At 62.1% G+C, this 14,835-nt stretch carries 14 protein-coding genes; 11 read left to right on the top strand and 3 right to left on the bottom strand.

Going from position 1 to position 14,835, the window contains the following annotated elements; all coding sequences use genetic code 11:
• The first annotated feature begins 128 nt into the window (after positions 1-128).
• Together AB5Y99_RS09525 and AB5Y99_RS09520 are read left to right on the top strand one after the other, a co-directional pair.
• Positions 129-515, top strand: a complete 387-nt coding sequence (locus AB5Y99_RS09525) for a multidrug efflux SMR transporter (RefSeq protein ID WP_021229559.1) — start codon at positions 129-131, stop codon at positions 513-515.
• A complete protein-coding gene (locus tag AB5Y99_RS09520) occupies positions 512-832 on the top strand; it encodes an SMR family transporter (RefSeq protein ID WP_368209561.1) in 321 nt (106 codons plus the stop codon). Before AB5Y99_RS09525 ends, AB5Y99_RS09520 begins: the two co-directional genes overlap by 4 nt.
• Before the next feature lie 78 nt (positions 833-910).
• Here the strand turns inward: AB5Y99_RS09520 and AB5Y99_RS09515 are convergent, their stop codons facing one another.
• The 3 genes from AB5Y99_RS09515 to hrpB form a co-directional block, all read right to left on the bottom strand.
• Positions 911-1,312, bottom strand: a complete 402-nt coding sequence (locus AB5Y99_RS09515) for a VOC family protein (RefSeq protein ID WP_005362902.1) — start codon at positions 1,310-1,312, stop codon at positions 911-913.
• Positions 1,313-1,370: 58 nt separating this feature from the next.
• Positions 1,371-3,689, bottom strand: coding sequence for a penicillin-binding protein 1B (mrcB, locus tag AB5Y99_RS09510; RefSeq protein WP_042052390.1), 2,319 nt, complete (start codon positions 3,687-3,689; stop codon positions 1,371-1,373).
• Positions 3,690-3,762: 73 nt separating this feature from the next.
• Entirely contained in the window at positions 3,763-6,210 is a 2,448-nt protein-coding gene (gene hrpB / locus AB5Y99_RS09505) for an ATP-dependent helicase HrpB (protein ID WP_368209559.1), read from the bottom strand.
• 178 nt (positions 6,211-6,388) lie between these two features.
• On the opposite strand from hrpB, the gene thpR reads away from it, so the two are divergent.
• The 9 genes from thpR (at position 6,389) to AB5Y99_RS09460 (ending at position 14,770) form a co-directional block, all read left to right on the top strand.
• Positions 6,389-6,931, top strand: coding sequence for an RNA 2',3'-cyclic phosphodiesterase (gene thpR / locus AB5Y99_RS09500; protein WP_139436865.1), 543 nt, complete (start codon positions 6,389-6,391; stop codon positions 6,929-6,931).
• Complete coding sequence (gene sfsA, locus AB5Y99_RS09495; protein ID WP_019444756.1) at positions 6,928-7,671, top strand: DNA/RNA nuclease SfsA; 744 nt, start codon at positions 6,928-6,930, stop codon at positions 7,669-7,671. Before thpR ends, sfsA begins: the two co-directional genes overlap by 4 nt.
• A 119-nt stretch (positions 7,672-7,790) precedes the next feature.
• Entirely contained in the window at positions 7,791-8,240 is a 450-nt protein-coding gene (gene dksA / locus AB5Y99_RS09490; protein WP_005335644.1) for an RNA polymerase-binding protein DksA, read from the top strand.
• Between the two features lie 111 nt (positions 8,241-8,351).
• Complete coding sequence (gene gluQRS, locus AB5Y99_RS09485; RefSeq protein ID WP_368209557.1) at positions 8,352-9,260, top strand: tRNA glutamyl-Q(34) synthetase GluQRS; 909 nt, start codon at positions 8,352-8,354, stop codon at positions 9,258-9,260.
• Positions 9,261-9,515: 255 nt separating this feature from the next.
• The gene (pcnB, locus tag AB5Y99_RS09480) at positions 9,516-10,982 is read left to right on the top strand and encodes a polynucleotide adenylyltransferase PcnB (RefSeq protein ID WP_139440709.1); all 1,467 of its coding nucleotides are present in this window, start codon (positions 9,516-9,518) and stop codon (positions 10,980-10,982) included.
• A gap of 11 nt (positions 10,983-10,993) precedes the next feature.
• Positions 10,994-11,503: a 2-amino-4-hydroxy-6-hydroxymethyldihydropteridine diphosphokinase gene (gene folK, locus AB5Y99_RS09475; RefSeq protein WP_005354659.1), complete on the top strand. Its 510-nt coding sequence runs from the start codon at positions 10,994-10,996 to the stop codon at positions 11,501-11,503.
• Complete coding sequence (gene panB, locus AB5Y99_RS09470; RefSeq protein ID WP_042063124.1) at positions 11,500-12,294, top strand: 3-methyl-2-oxobutanoate hydroxymethyltransferase; 795 nt, start codon at positions 11,500-11,502, stop codon at positions 12,292-12,294. Before folK ends, panB begins: the two co-directional genes overlap by 4 nt.
• A gap of 113 nt (positions 12,295-12,407) precedes the next feature.
• Positions 12,408-13,262 carry a pantoate--beta-alanine ligase gene (gene panC, locus AB5Y99_RS09465; protein ID WP_019445357.1) on the top strand — a complete coding sequence of 285 codons (855 nt, stop codon included), beginning with the start codon at positions 12,408-12,410 and terminating at the stop codon, positions 13,260-13,262.
• A 143-nt stretch (positions 13,263-13,405) separates the two neighbouring features.
• Positions 13,406-14,770, top strand: coding sequence for a cation:dicarboxylase symporter family transporter (locus AB5Y99_RS09460; protein ID WP_368209599.1), 1,365 nt, complete (start codon positions 13,406-13,408; stop codon positions 14,768-14,770).
• Positions 14,771-14,835: the final 65 nt, after the last annotated feature.

The raw sequence follows: 14,835 nt of genomic DNA, 5'->3' as shown, positions 1-14,835 counted from the left end.
ATCACCTTAGCGTGCCGAACCAAGGCAAGGCAAACCTGTGGCGTCGGAATAATCGACGCTGAGCGATTGTTGCGAGTTGCTGCTCCCCGTTTACCATCTCTCCCGTCGAAGCAACAAAGGCATCTTATATGTTATTAAGTCGTATGTTTCTGGCCCGGCTGTTTTTGACCGGCGCCATCGTGACCGAGGTCGCCGGTACCTCCAGCATGGCCATGATCCCCGAGCAGGGGGCTGGCTGGATGAATTACATCCCGATGTGGCTGTTGATCGGTTTCTCGTACTGGTTGCTGGCGAAAGCCGCCAAAACAATCTCCATTGGTATTGCGTTTGCGCTCTGGGAGGGGCTCGGGATCACCCTGATCACCATAGTGTCGGTCATGTTCCTTGGTTACGATGTGACCGTTCAGGAGCTGATTGGCCTGGCTCTCGCGATAGTGGGGATTGTTATGGTGACCATGGGGGAGACCCATGATGAGCCTGCAGACAAGTCAGTAGACGCGGAGGCCACAGCATGAGTCCGTTTGTGATTGTATTGGGTGCCGCACTGATCGATATCGGCGCCAACATGGCCATCAACCGCTCCAAGGGTTTTCGTTACAAGGAGTGGGGATTCCTGGGGATCATGCTGGTACTCGGCGCCTTTACCCTGCTCTCGGAAGCGGTAAGTGGCGGCCAGATTGACCTGGCTGTTGCCTACGCCACCTGGGGGGCTATCGGCATCGTCGGTACGGCGCTGGGCGGTTTGCTCTTCTTCGGTGAGCGGCTCAAGCCCATCGGCTGGGCTGGCATGATGGTGATGGCGCTGGCTGTCGTTATGCTGACTACCGCCTGATAACCAGAAGCAATAAGAAAAGCCGCCCGGTAGCAACCGGGCGGCTTTTGTTTGGCTGATTGCTTGGTCAATGCAGGCTCAGCGCGGCGCTTCGTAGAGCTCCAGCGGCAGGCCGTCTGGGTCGGCGAAGAAGGTAAAGCGCTTGCCGGTCAGCTCGTCCACCCGCACCGGCTCTACCTCGACCCGATGGGCCAGCAGGTGGGCGATGACCCGGTCAAGGTCGCTGACCCGAAAGGCGAGATGGCGCAGGCCGCACGCCTCGGGCCTGGAGGGGCGCTCGGGAGGCGAGGGGAAGCTGAACAGCTCCAGCTGGCTGCCGTCCGGCAGGGCCAGATCCAGTTTCCACGACTGGCGCGCTTCGCGCAGGGTCTCGGCGATGATGGGCAGCCCCAGCACCTCGTGGTAGAAGTGGCGCGAGCGTGGGTAATCGCTGGCGATGATGGCCACATGGTGGATGGCGTCAAACAGCGGAAAGGTCATGGTGTTTCCTTGTCAGCAGCATAGTGAACGGGCAGCCTGCGCTGCCCGTGTCGTTGATCTAGTTGAAGAAACCGCCGAACCAGTCATCCAGCGCACTGCGCGGCGTCGCGCTGCTGGCGCAGCCGGCCGGGGAGCCCATGGTGGAGGCTTTGGCCGGCACCTGCAGGCTGCCCGGGCAGTCGCTGGTGACGCGGGTGCCGCTGGCGCGGGAGAAGTTGGCCCAGGTGACCCCTTCCGGCATCTTCAGCCCCAGACTGTTGACGCCGCGTTGGCTCATGTAGCCGCTAAATAGCTGCAGAGCACCGCTGGCACCGGTCAAGCCCGCCGGGGTGTTGTCGTCGCGACCGACCCAGATACTGACCAGTTCGTTGTTGTCCATCCCGGCAAACCAGGAGTCGCGCAGCTCGTTGGTGGTGCCTGTCTTGGCCGCCATGGTGGCGCCGGGGAACTTGGCACTGAGCGCGCGGGCCGTGCCCTGACTCACCGTCTTGGTCATGGCGAACAGGGTCAGCCAGCTTGCCTGCTGGTCGGTGACCCGCTTGGCGGTCTGATCATGCTGATAGAGCAGGCTGCCATCACCGTTGACTACGGCGCGAATGGCCGACAGCGGCTGGGTCAGTCCCTGATTGGCGATGGGCAGATACATCTGGTTCACCTCCAGCGGGGAGAGGGCCACCGCCCCCAGCACCAGCGACGGATAGGGCTGGATCTCCTGCTGGACTCCCAGCTTGTGCAGGGTGTCGACCACTTTTTCCAGCCCCACCTGCAGACCCAGATTGACGGTCGGTACGTTGAGGGAGCTGGCCAATGCATCCATCAGCGGCACGCTCTGGCGGAACTTGCGATCGTAGTTTTGCGGCGTCCAGACCTGACCATCCTGACCGCGAATGCGGATCGGCTGATCTTTGAGCGGGGTCGCCAGGGTCAGGCCGTTGGATAGACCGGTCAGGTAGACCGCCGGTTTCACCAGCGAGCCGATCTGGCGGCGGGCATCCAGCGCCCGGTTGAACCCTGCGTAGCGGGGATCGCGGCCACCCACCAGCGCCACCACTTCGCCCTTGTGCCAGTCGGAGACCACCATGGCCGCCTCCAGCTTCTTCTTGCCGCGCAGTTTCTCGATATCGGCGAGGCCCGATTCGACCGCCCGCTCGGCCGCGTGCTGGGCGATGGGATCGAGGCTGGTGAAGATCTTGAGGCCGGACTGCTTGAGCAGATCGGCGCCGAAGCGGCTCTGGATCTCCCGCTTGAGCAGTCCCATAAAGGCCGGGGTGCGGCCATAGCTCATCTGGCCACGGGCGATGATGCCGAGGGGTTGGCGGCTGGCCAGTTCATACTCGGCCTGGGTCAGGCTGCCGTGATCCATCAGCAGCTTCAGCACCAGATCACGGCGGGTCTTGGCTCGCTCCGGGAAGCGCCATGGGTCGTAATAGGAGGGGCCTTTCACCAGACCGACCAGCAGGGCGACCTGATCGATATCCAGCTCGTTGACCGGAATGCCGAAGTAGAAGTAGGAGGCGAGGCCGAAACCATAGACCCCTTGCGAGAAGTTTTGCCCCAGATAGACCTCGTTGAGGTAGGACTCGAGGATCTCGTCCTTGCTGTAGCGATAGTCGATCAGTACCGCCATGTAGGCTTCCTGCAGTTTTCGCCACAGGCTGCGCTCGCGGGTCAGGAAGAAGTTTTTGGCCAGCTGCTGGGTCAGGGTACTGCCCCCCTGCACGGTACGACCCGCGATCAGGTTGGCGAACATGGCCCGCATGATGGCGACCGGCGAGACGCCGCCATGCTGGTAGAAGTCGCGATCTTCGGTGGTGAGCAGGGTCACCAGCAGGCTGTCGGGCACTTCGGCGATACGCACCAGCAGGCGATCTTCCCGATCCTCGGTATTGAGGCGATCGAGCAGCACCGGGTCCATCTGGGCGTAACCGAGCTGGCGCTGGTTCTCCAGCGACTGGATCCCCTCAAGGCGCGGGCCGTTGAAGGTGAGGCGCAGGCCACGGGCTCCATCGGCGCCATCATAGAACTCGAACGGACGGCGAATAAGCTCGATGCGGTTGCCATTGATGGTGTATTCACCCGGCGTGTGAGGCTGGCGCACCTGCTTGTAGCTCAGCATGTTGAGCTCGCGCAGCATCTGGTCCCGCGACAGGCGCTGGCTGGGGTAGAGCTCCAGCGGACGGCTGTAGACCATCACCGGCAGCTGCCACTTCTCGCCATCGAAGCGCTCGCGCACCTTGGTATCGAGGTAGATGCCAAACACCACCATAAAGGCTGCCACCACCAGGGAGAGCTTGAAGCCAAGCCAGAACAGCTTGCGCCAGATGGTGCGTTTGGGCGCTGCCTTCTTGGGGGCACGCTTGCGTCGTTGGGTTGCCATAAATCCTCTTTGCTTTCCTTTCTACTTGTTATGTCGCATTCGCGAACGTCCGAGCGGGATTAACCCATCGAACCTAGATGCCCATCTTCTTTTTGGTGACCTTGGTCGGCATTGCCTCCAGCGGATTATCCGGCCAGTAGTGGCGGGGATAGCGCCCCTTCATCTCTTTCTTCACCTGCTCGTAAGAGCCAGCCCAGAAGGCGGCCAGATCGGCGGTGATCTGCAGCGGTCGCTGGGCGGGGGAGAGCAGCTCCACCACCAGCGGCACCCGGCCATCGGCCACGCAGGGGGTCGAGCCTTGCCCGAACATCTCCTGAATGCGTACCGGGATCACCGGTGCCTGCCCCGGCTGATAGCGGATCCGCACCCGGCTGCCGGTGGGCGCAGCAAAGTGGCTCGGCAGTGCCTCGTCCAGCCGTTTGGGCAGTGGCCAGGGCAGGGATTGGCGCAGGATGTCGCTCATATTGAGCCTCTTCAGCTGCTCCAGCCGGGTCATACCGCTCACCGCTGGCAGCAGCCACTGTTCGAGGGTGGCCAGCAGGCTGTCGTCATCCATCGTGGGCCACCCCTCATCAGGCAGCCAGTCGCGGGCGCAGCGCAGGCGGGCCAGCAGCCCTTCGCTGCTCTCGTCCCAAGGCAGTACATGCAGCCCCTTGCGGCGAATGCCTTGCAGCAGGCAGCGCCCTTTCTGCTCGTCAGAGAGTTCGGTCAGCGGTCGCTGGCTCAGCACCAGCTCGCCGATCACCTGCTGGCGCTCGGCCCGCACCCGCTCCTCGCGCTCATCCCAGTCGAACCACTGCCGTTCGCTCACCAGCTCCGGCAGCAGGCGTACCAGCTCGTCCAGATCGACCGGTTCGGCGATAAAGATGCGGCTGCCGCGATCGTTCTGCCCCATCTCGATGGCGATAAGGGCGGCTTGTCCCTGACAGGGATGACCTTCTACCAGATCGCAGCTAACCCCACCACTGAGTTGATAGCGACTGCCGCTACGCAGTTTGCCAATGCGATCCGGCCAGGCGAGAGCACAGAGCAGCCCCAGCCACTGACCCTGCGCATTGGCTGGGCGCACGCCAAGCCGTTCAAACCAGCGGGCCGCGCTCTGGCGCAGGGCGTTTTGACGGCGGTGGAACAGCACAGAGAGGCGCTCCGATCCTCGCAGATCTTCTTCCTGCAACGCCACCAGATAAGCAGCATCGGCGACAATCCCTGTCAGACCCTCGGATTCCAGCTCGCGGGCGCGCAGCAGCATGCGGGCGAGGCGAGGGTGGGTACCGAAGGCGGCCATGGCGCGGCCAGCGGGAGTGAGTTGTTGCTCACCCTCCGGCTTCATGGCGCCAAGGGCCACCAGCAACCGCTGGGCGCTGGCCACCGCGGCGGCGGGAGGCATATCGAGAAGCGGCAGATCTTCCACCTTTGCCCCCCACTGGGCGGCGTCCAGCAGCAGGCCTGTCAGCTCCTGAGTGAGGATATCTGGCGGGCTCTGCTCGGCGAGTCGCTCCTGGACCTCGCTGCTCCAGAGCCGGTAGCAGACACCGGGGCCGAGACGGCCAGCTCGGCCTGCCCGCTGGGTGGCGGAGGATTTGGCTATCTGGCGAGTTTCCAGTCGGGTGACACCGCTTTTCAGATCATAGGAGGCCCGTCGTTCCAGCCCGCTATCGATCACCACCGAAATCCCCTCAATAGTGAGGGAGGTCTCCGCCACATTGGTGGTGAGCACCAGCTTACGGCGGCCGGCAGGCGCTGGTTCGATGGCTGCCTGCTGCGCCGCCATGTCGAGGCGGCCGTAGAGGGGGGCGAGGGTCACGTCGTCCGGCAGTTTGTCTGCCAACCATTGCGCCAACCGCTCGATCTCACCCTGTCCCGGCAGAAAGACCAGCAGGCTGCCATCTTGCTCGGCCAGCGCTTCGAGTACCACGGCGCCGACCTGCGGCTCCAGCCACTGCTGGCGATTGGCGGGGCGGTAGTGGTAGTCGATGGGGAAACCGCGCCCTTCGGAGCGAACCACAGGGGCATCCGGCAACAAGGTCTCGAGTGCCATGCCATCCAGGGTTGCGGACATCACCAGTAGCTTGAGGTCATCGCGTAATCCCTGCTGGCTCTCGATGGCGAAGGCCAATGCGGTATCGGCGTGTAGGCTGCGTTCGTGGAACTCATCGAAGATGACCAGCGAGACGCCAGTCAGCTCAGGGTCTTGCTGCAACATCCGGGTCAGCACGCCTTCGGTGACGATCTCGAGCCGGGTTGCTGCGCTGGTGCGGCTCTCGCCACGCACTCGCAGGCCGATGCGCTCGCCCACCTTCTCCCCCAGTTGGCGCGCCAGAAAAGTGGCGATATTGCGCGCCGCAAGGCGCCTTGGTTCCAGCATGATGATGCGGCCGGGTAGCCGGTTCTGACGCACCAGCTCCAGCGGCAGCAGGGTCGATTTGCCCGCGCCGGGCGGCGCCTGCAGGATCACGCTGGTGTGGCTGTCGAGGGCGGCAAAGAGTTCGGGCAATACCGAAACGATGGGGAGCTGGGACAAAGCGATGAGCACCTTCTGTGGCAACCGGTAAAACGGCGCCTATTCTGCCACAGCCACCCGCGCCACCGTGAGTGGATGTGCGCAGATGGTCACTCGGGCGGGAGGGTGGCGAGACATGGCCGGATGGCTGCCATAGAATGGGCCCATCCAATGAGCGTGAAAAAGGCATTATCACCACATGGCCAAACTCTTCTTTGCCCTGCCCGTCAAAGAGCTCGCCCCCGAGCTCATCGCCTGGCGCGATCAGCTGCCCTGGCCCGGTCAGCCGGTGCCGCAAGCCAACCTCCACCTGACCCTGGCATTTCTGGGTGAGGCGGACGAGTTGACCACCCGCCGCCTGATCGCCGCCGTAGAGCGCCAGCACTGTCCGCCGCTCTCCATCAGGCTGGATGAGACCGGCTGGTTCAGCCGGGCCAAGGCTGCCTGGATTGGCCCGAAGGAGTGGCCCAACGAGCTGACCGTGCTGGCAAAGGCGCTGCGCCGCCACGGCGAGAAGTTGCGTCTTGGCAATGGCGAGCAGGGTTATCGCCCCCATGTCACCCTGTCGCGCAAGGCGGTCGAGGCGCCTGCCATCCTGCCTGCCCCAAATTTTCTGCTGCAGGCCGATGAGTTCTGCCTCTATCAATCCATCTCGACCCCGGACGGGGTTCGCTACGAGCCGCTTGCCTGCTGGCCGCTGCGTGCCCGGGTAAAAGAAGATGCGCGGAGGGCTAACCCGTGATTTTTGATCCCCCCCTGCAATCGGGCCAGCTGGTGGCCCGCTACAAGCGCTTTCTGACCGATGTGCAACTCGATAACGGCGAGGTCATCACTATCCACTGCGCCAATACCGGTGCCATGACCGGTTGTGCCGATCCGGGCACCCGGGTCTGGTACTCCACTTCCGATAACCCCAAGCGCAAGCTGCCCAACAGCTGGGAGATCGCCGAGAGCCCGGCGGGCCACTTTATCTGCGTCAACACGGCGCGCGCCAACCAGATTGCCCGGGAGCTGATCGAGCAGGAGGCTATCGCTCCGCTGGCGGGGTACAGCCGGTTGCGCACCGAGGTGAAGTATGGCGAAGAGAACAGTCGCATCGATCTGTTGCTGGAAGATGATGAGAAGGGCAATTGTTACATCGAGGTAAAATCGGTCACCCTGCTCGACGAGCGGGAGGAGGCTGGCATGGGCTACTTCCCCGATGCGGTCACCGCCCGTGGTGCCAAGCATTTGCGCGAGTTGATGGCGATGAAAGCGGCGGGCCACAGGGCCGTGCTGCTCTTTATGGTGTTGCACTCCGGAATAAGCCGGATGCGCCCTGCAACCCATATAGATCCGCACTATAGTCTGCTAATTGAGCAGGCAATCGCGGCGGGGGTTGAAATTTTATGCTATCGGCCCCATGTTGGGGTGCAAGGCATGGTGGCTCAAGGGTTTATCCCGTTTGAATCTGGTCACCTGTTACCCGAGGGGAGTGCATAAATATTGGAGTGGGTAACATTATTGGTACGGCTCGTTTGCTTACCCGTTACCCTTCTGCTATAGATGTCGCCCTCAATTTATGGATGGCACGGGTAGCGTGCTGAATTAGGAGACAGGGCATGCCAACAGGCGAAAACAGGAAATCTCTGGGCCCCCTGGCCATTGCGGGTGTCGCGCCTTACCAGGAAAAGCCGGGTGAGGAGTACATGAATGACCAACAAAAGGCGCATTTTCGCAAGATCCTGGGTGCCTGGCGCAACCAACTGATGCAGGAAGTTGATCGTACCGTCGACCATATGAAAGACGAGGCTGCCAACTTTCCGGATCCCGTGGATCGTGCCGCGCAAGAAGAAGAGTTCGCTCTTGAACTGCGTACCCGCGACCGTGAACGCAAGCTGATCAAGAAGATCGAGAAGACCTTGCAGCTGCTTGAAGACGATGATTTCGGTTACTGCGAACATTGCGGTATCGAGATCGGTATCCGTCGTCTGGAAGCCCGTCCGACAGCCGACCTCTGTGTCGATTGCAAGACGCTGGCCGAGATCAAGGAAAAACAGATGGCCGGTTGATCCCGACCCTCTGGTATATGAAAAAGGGAGCTCGCGGGCTCCCTTTTTTATTGAGCTTTTGGCGGTCGCACCCCAGAATGCAGCCTCAATGAATCGCTTACCCGAACAGTCATGCCAGTGAATCCCCCGTCCTCACTCCTTGTGCGCCCCTATGTCGGCCGCTTTGCCCCCTCACCCTCAGGCCCGCTTCATTTCGGTTCGCTGATCGCCGCCCTCGGCAGCTTTTTGCAGGCCAGAGCGCAGCAGGGACGTTGGCTGGTACGCATCGAAGATATCGATCCGCCGCGGGAGATGGCAGGGGCAGCGCACCTGATCCTCAAGACTCTTGAAGCATATGGCCTCGAGTGGGATGGGGAGGTGATGTTCCAGAGCGCGCGCCACGGCCGTTATGACGAGATCATCGACCAGCTCTATCGGGCGGGGGATCTCTACTGGTGCCGTTGCACCCGGCGCGAAATCATGGCCGCGGGCGGTCTCTACAGCGGCCACTGCCGCACGCTGGGACTTGCGGCCGAAGGTTGTGCCGCCCGGCTGCGCCAGCACCATCCGGTCTACCACTTCGACGATCGCTTGCAGGGCCGTATCGCGGTCCCTGCGGCGCTCGCCGAGGAGGATTTTATTATCCGTCGCCGCGACGGGCTCTATGCCTACAACCTGGCGGTGGTGGTGGATGATATGGACAGCGGCATCACCGAGATAGTGCGCGGCGCCGATCTGCTGGAGCCCACGGTGCGCCAGATTGCCCTCTACCAGACCCTGGGTGCACCGGTGCCCGACTGGGTGCATTTGCCGCTGGCGGTGCTGGCAGATGGCAACAAGCTCTCCAAGCAGAACCATGCGCCGGCGCTGGCGCTTGATGAGGTGCGACCGGCCCTGTGGCAGGCGCTGCACTTCCTCGGCCAGTGCCCGCCGCCCGAGCTGATGGCGAGCCGGATCGACGAGATCATCGAATGGGGTATCGCTAACTGGCAGCTAGAACGGGTGCCAGCCAGCGAGAAGATCCCGCTGGACATTGAGTAAAGAGAGCCGGTTTTCGTGTAATAGGACGTGAGCTGGGCGCTGATAGACAGCTATTTTCGCTGGCAGACGGTTTCATGCGGGATCAATTGTCAGCACGGTTTTTCATTTGGTCAGGCGTGAGCTATGTGCAGATTGACCGCTATTTTCGCTGGCAGGCGGTTTCATGCGGGATCAATTGTCAGCACGGTTTTTCATTTGGTTAGGCGTGAGCTATGATAGGCCGCTATTTTTTGGCCTCCCGTCAATTTAGAAGTCATGAAGAGGTGTACCATTTTTTCCCAGATCGCAAACTTTTGCCGCAAGGTGCTCGGCAAGGAAGACGGCGAGCAGTCGGTGGAATCCCCCATTCCAGCCCGTGTCGCCGGTCAACGTCGTACCTTAAGCCGTGATCAGCACCCTATTTCGCGCAAAGAGATCAGCGAGAATGCACTCAAGGTGCTCTATCGCCTGAACAAAGGGGGCTATGAGGCCTACCTGGTCGGCGGCGGAGTCCGGGATCTGCTGCTCGGGAAGACGCCCAAGGATTTCGACATCGCAACCGATGCGACGCCGGAGCAGATCAAGGCGCTGTTCAGCAACTGCCGCCTGATTGGCCGTCGTTTCCGCCTGGCCCACATTGTCTTTGGTCGTGACGTGATCGAAGTGGCCACCTTCCGGGGTCACCACCATCAGGTCAATACCAGTAAACATGTGTCGGCCCAGTCTGATGAAGGCATGCTGCTGCGCGACAACGTCTACGGCACTATCGAAGAGGATGCCGAGCGCCGCGACTTTACCGTCAACGCCCTCTACTACAGCGCCAAAGATTTCACCCTGCACGATTTCGAAGGGGGTCTGGAAGATCTGGCCGAGCGCAAGCTTGAGCTGATCGGCGATCCCGAGACCCGTTATCGTGAAGATCCGGTGCGGATGCTGCGCGCCGTGCGCTTCGCCGCCAAGCTGGATATGACCATCAGCCCGCGTACCGCCGCCCCCATCAAGGAGCTGGCGCCACTGCTGCAAGACATCCCTGCTGCCCGCCTGTTTGAGGAGACCCTCAAGCTGTTCCTGGCTGGCGACGGTCTGGCGACCTACAAACTGCTGCGCGAGTATGGCCTGTTCCAGCAGCTGTTCCCGCAAGTGGCTGCGCTGTTTACCCCGCACGGCAACTCGCCCTACGAGCAGTTTATCGAGCAGGCGCTGATCGATACCGACACCCGCGTCCGCGAAGATAAGCGCGTCACCCCCGCCTTCCTCTACGCCACCCTGCTGTGGGGCTGCGTCGAGGCCCGTGGTCGGGTGCTGGAGAACGAGAGCGGCCTGCCCTGGTATGACGCCTTCATGCTGGCGATCAACGAGGTGCTGGACAATCAGGTGCGGATCATCGCCGTTCCCCGCCGTTTCACCACAGATGTCCGCGACATCTGGGCACTGCAACAGCGGCTGACCCGTCGTCAGGGCAAGCACCCCGAGCGCGCCATGGAGCATCCCAAGTTCCGCGCGGCGTTCGACTTCCTGTTGCTGCGCAACCGGGTCGAGCGCGGTCTCGGCGAGCTGGCCAGCTGGTGGGAGCGCTATGTTGCCTCCAATCCGGATGTGCGCCCGCAACTGCAACGGGAAGCGACCCGTCGCCCGGCAAGCGGTGAGCGCGGTGAGGTCCGTAGCCACGATGGCGAGAAGCGCAGCAGCAACAGCCGCAACCGTCGTCGTCCCCGTCGCCGCAAACCGAAAGTGGCCGAGTGACAACAGACGTGATGACCGAGGTCTTCATCGCCATTGGTTCCAACCTGTCTGATCCGCTGGGTCAGGCTCGTCGCGCCGTTGCCGCGTTGGCAAGGTTGCCGGAATCTGTGCTGGTGGAGGCCTCGTCGTTTTACAGCAGCCGCCCCATGGGGCCTGCTGACCAACCGGACTACGTCAATGCCGTGGCCCGGCTCAATACCCGGCTCGCGCCCCTTGCGCTGCTGGATCAATTACAAAAAATCGAGCTGGAACAGGGACGTGTGCGCAAAGATGAGCGTTGGGGGCCGAGAACTCTGGATCTCGATCTGCTGCTCTATGGGGATCAGGTGATCAACCATGAGCGCCTGATCGTACCCCACTACGGCATGAAGGAGCGGGAGTTCGTGCTGCTGCCCCTTGCCGAAATTGCGCCTGCTCTGGTGCTGCCCTGCGGCACCCCGCTCGCCCGACTGGTTGCCCGCTGCCCGCACAATGATTTGGCCATCATTGCCCCGCGTGCAGACGTACAGGAGCCTCTATGAGCAAGATCACCACCGCCAGCCTGCTGAAGATGAAGCAGGACGGTCAAAAGTTCACCGCCATCACCGCCTATGATGCCACTTTTGCCAAGCTGTTCGACGACGAGGGGGCCCACGTGCTGCTCATCGGCGATTCACTGGGCATGGTGCTGCAAGGGGGTCAGGATACCCTGGCGGTCAACATGGATGAGATGGTCTATCACACCCGCTGTGTGGCGCGCGGTGCCAGCAAGGCACTGGTTGTCGCCGACATGCCGTTCATGAGCTACGCCACCCCCGAGCAGACTTACCAGAACGCCGCCCGCCTGATGGCGGCCGGTGCCCGCATGGTCAAGATGGAAGGGGGCGACTGGCTGTGTGACTCCATCCGCCACCTCACCCGCAACGGGGTGCCGGTGTGTGGTCACCTCGGTCTCACTCCGCAATCCGTTCATGTCTTTGGCGGCTTCAAGGTGCAGGGGCGCGATGAGTTTCAGGCGCAGGAGATCTACCGTCAGGCCCTCGAACTGCAAGCGGCCGGTATCCAGCTGCTGGTGCTCGAGTGTGTGCCCACTGCGCTGGCCGAGCGCATCACCAAGGCGCTTCGCATCCCGGTGATCGGCATTGGTGCCGGCCCCGCGACCGATGGTCAGATTTTGGTGATGCACGATGCCTTTGGCGTCACCTCCGGCTATGTGCCCAAGTTCACCAAGAACTTCCTGGCCGAGACCGGCGATGTGCGTGCCGCCATCCGCCTCTATGTCCAGCAGGTGAGCGAGGGGAGCTTCCCCGGCCCGGAGCACTGCTTCAACTGATCCTGGCGGTTGCATGATGGGGGCTGCGGCCCCCGTCTCTGCTTGTCAGCCTCGCACAGTTAATCTGTATAGCTAATCCGTATCTTATTGATTCATCTAAAGGTGAACTGCTGATGTTGGTCGTAAATAATCCCGTCGTTCTGCGTGAGCAGATCAGCCAATGGCGCCGTGAAGGGCGTGCCATCGCATTCGTGCCCACCATGGGCAATCTGCATCAGGGCCACCTGACACTGGTGAAAGAGGCGCACAGCCACGCCGAGAAGGTGGTGGTCAGCATCTTCGTCAACCCGATGCAGTTCGACAAGGCCGAGGATCTTGCCAACTACCCGCGCACTCTGGAGCAGGATTGCGCTGCGCTGGAAGCCGCCGGCGTCGATATGGTGTTCACCCCGACCCCGGAGATCATGTATCCGCAGGGGCTGGCCAGCCAGACCTTCGTCGAGGTGCCGGGTCTCTCCAATCTGCTGGAGGGGGCGCTGCGCCCTGGTCACTTCCGTGGTGTCAGTACCGTCGTCACCAAGCTGTTCAATCTGGTACAGCCGGATGTGGCCTGCTTTGGCCAGAAGGATTACCAGCAGCTGGCTCTTATTCGCAAGATGGTGGCCGACATGGCGATGCCCATCGAGATCGTCGGTGTGCCGACCGTGCGGGCCGAAGACGGGCTGGCGCTCTCTTCGCGCAACGGTTATCTGACGGCCGCCGAGCGGGCCATTGCCCCCGAGCTGGCGCGCACCATGAACTGGATCGCCGAGCAGATTGAAGCGGGTGACCACCACCTGCCCTCCTTGGTGGCGCAGGCCAGCCAACGCCTCGACAATGCCGGTTTTCGTACCGATGCCATCGACATCGTCGATGCCGCCACCCTCGAATCTGCCACTGACGAGAGCGCGCAGCTGGTGATCCTGATGGCTGCCTATCTTGGCAAGGCCCGCCTTATCGACAACCGCGTCGTCACCGTAAAGAAGTAATTCCCCCGATTGCCAGCGGACGCCTTCCCGGGCGTCCGCTGCTTTTTCACGCCTGCCATTTGGTGTTTTCCCTCGCGACTCTGCTCGCACCCGCTGTTTTCTCTCTCCACAATCGGCCCTGATGGCCGCTACAGGTATTCATGATGTTTGTCCTGATTGCATCGCTTGTTTTCTGTCTGCTCTGTTTTGCTCTCACCCGGTTGCCTACCGGTTTGCCGCTCTCGCGCAAGGTGCTTGCGGGTCTGCTGCTTGGCGCCCTGTTCGGGCTGGCGCTGCAATTGGGGTGGGGCGCCGATGATGCCGGCGTCCAGCAGACCCTGGAGTGGGTCAATATCATCGGCGGTGGCTATGTCAGCCTGCTCAAGGTGGTGATGATGCCGCTGGTGTTCACCTCCATCCTCTCCGCCATCAACAAGCTGGAGCAGGCCCAGTCCCTCGGCAAGATCAGCGCCGTGCTGATCGGCTCCATGCTGACCCTGGTGATGATCGCCGGTGTGGTGGGGATGACGGTGACCCATCTGAGTGGCCTCACTGCCGAGGGGCTGTTGAGCCACGGCAGCGACAGCGCTGCGCTGCAACAGAGTATGAGCACCATCGACGGTGCCCAGACCCTGCCGGCCCTGCTGCTCTCGCTGGTGCCCACCAACTTTGCCGCCGATATGGCGGGTAGCCGCGGCCTCTCGGTGATCGGCGTGGTGATCTTTACCGTGCTGGCGGGGGTTGCCCTGCTGCAGTTAAAGGCGGAGCATCCGCAGGCGGGGGCTCGCGCCGCCGTGGCCATCGACACTCTGCAACTGTGGGTGATGAAGATGGTGCGGGTGGTGATTGCGCTCACCCCTTATGGCGTGATGGCACTGATCGCCCGGGTGGTGGCTCACTATCCCCTGAGCGAGATCCTCAGCCTGCTCGGCTTTATTCTGGTCTGCTACGTCGCCATTCTGGCGATGTTTGCGGTACACATGGTGATCCTGCTGCTGATCGGTCAGAACCCGCTGCACTATTTGCGGGAAGTGTGGGGCGTGCTCACCTTCGCTTTTGTCTCCCGCAGCAGCGCCGCCTCCATTCCCCTCAGCATCGAGACCCAGCAGCGCCTTGGGGTGCCCGCCAGCATCGCCAACTTTGCCGCCTCGTTCGGTGCCAACCTCGGCCAGAACGGCTGTGCCGGCATCTATCCAGCCATGATGGTGGCGATGATTGCCCCCATGCTCGGCATCAACCCGTTTGATCCCCTGTTCCTGCTCACCCTGCTGCCGGTGATTGCGCTGGGCTCCATCGGGGTGGCTGGCGTCGGCGGTGGCGGCACCTTCGCTGCGCTGATCGTGCTCTCCACACTCAACTTCCCCATCGCGCTTGTGGGGGTGATGATCGCCATCGAGCCGCTGGTGGATATGGGCCGCACAGCTCTCAACGTCAACGGCTCCATCATGGCGGCCATGATCACCAAACGGTTGCTGGGCAAGCAGCAGCTGGCCAACGTGGAGACGGTGCAGACGCAGGCCGCCAGTTAACTCCGAGTGTTGCCCAATATGAAAGAAGCCCGCAGTTGCGGGCTTCTTTCATATCGGCTGTGTTG

This window comes from Aeromonas sp. R4-2 (genome assembly GCF_040908295.1).
Taxonomy (GTDB): Bacteria; Pseudomonadota; Gammaproteobacteria; order Enterobacterales; family Aeromonadaceae; genus Aeromonas; species Aeromonas veronii.
Note: the sequence above shows the minus strand (reverse complement) of the source record. Positions and strands in the feature narration are given on the sequence as shown.

Coding starts and splice junctions, on each gene's coding strand:
- AB5Y99_RS09525 (WP_021229559.1), top strand. CDS start 129: ATGTTATTAAGTCGTATGTTTCTGGCCCGGCTGTTTTTGACCGGCGCC.
- AB5Y99_RS09520 (WP_368209561.1), top strand. CDS start 512: ATGAGTCCGTTTGTGATTGTATTGGGTGCCGCACTGATCGATATCGGC.
- AB5Y99_RS09515 (WP_005362902.1), bottom strand. CDS start 1,312: ATGACCTTTCCGCTGTTTGACGCCATCCACCATGTGGCCATCATCGCC.
- mrcB (WP_042052390.1), bottom strand. CDS start 3,689: ATGGCAACCCAACGACGCAAGCGTGCCCCCAAGAAGGCAGCGCCCAAA.
- thpR (WP_139436865.1), top strand. CDS start 6,389: ATGGCCAAACTCTTCTTTGCCCTGCCCGTCAAAGAGCTCGCCCCCGAG.
- dksA (WP_005335644.1), top strand. CDS start 7,791: ATGCCAACAGGCGAAAACAGGAAATCTCTGGGCCCCCTGGCCATTGCG.
- gluQRS (WP_368209557.1), top strand. CDS start 8,352: ATGCCAGTGAATCCCCCGTCCTCACTCCTTGTGCGCCCCTATGTCGGC.
- pcnB (WP_139440709.1), top strand. CDS start 9,516: ATGAAGAGGTGTACCATTTTTTCCCAGATCGCAAACTTTTGCCGCAAG.
- folK (WP_005354659.1), top strand. CDS start 10,994: ATGACCGAGGTCTTCATCGCCATTGGTTCCAACCTGTCTGATCCGCTG.
- panB (WP_042063124.1), top strand. CDS start 11,500: ATGAGCAAGATCACCACCGCCAGCCTGCTGAAGATGAAGCAGGACGGT.
- panC (WP_019445357.1), top strand. CDS start 12,408: ATGTTGGTCGTAAATAATCCCGTCGTTCTGCGTGAGCAGATCAGCCAA.
- AB5Y99_RS09460 (WP_368209599.1), top strand. CDS start 13,406: ATGTTTGTCCTGATTGCATCGCTTGTTTTCTGTCTGCTCTGTTTTGCT.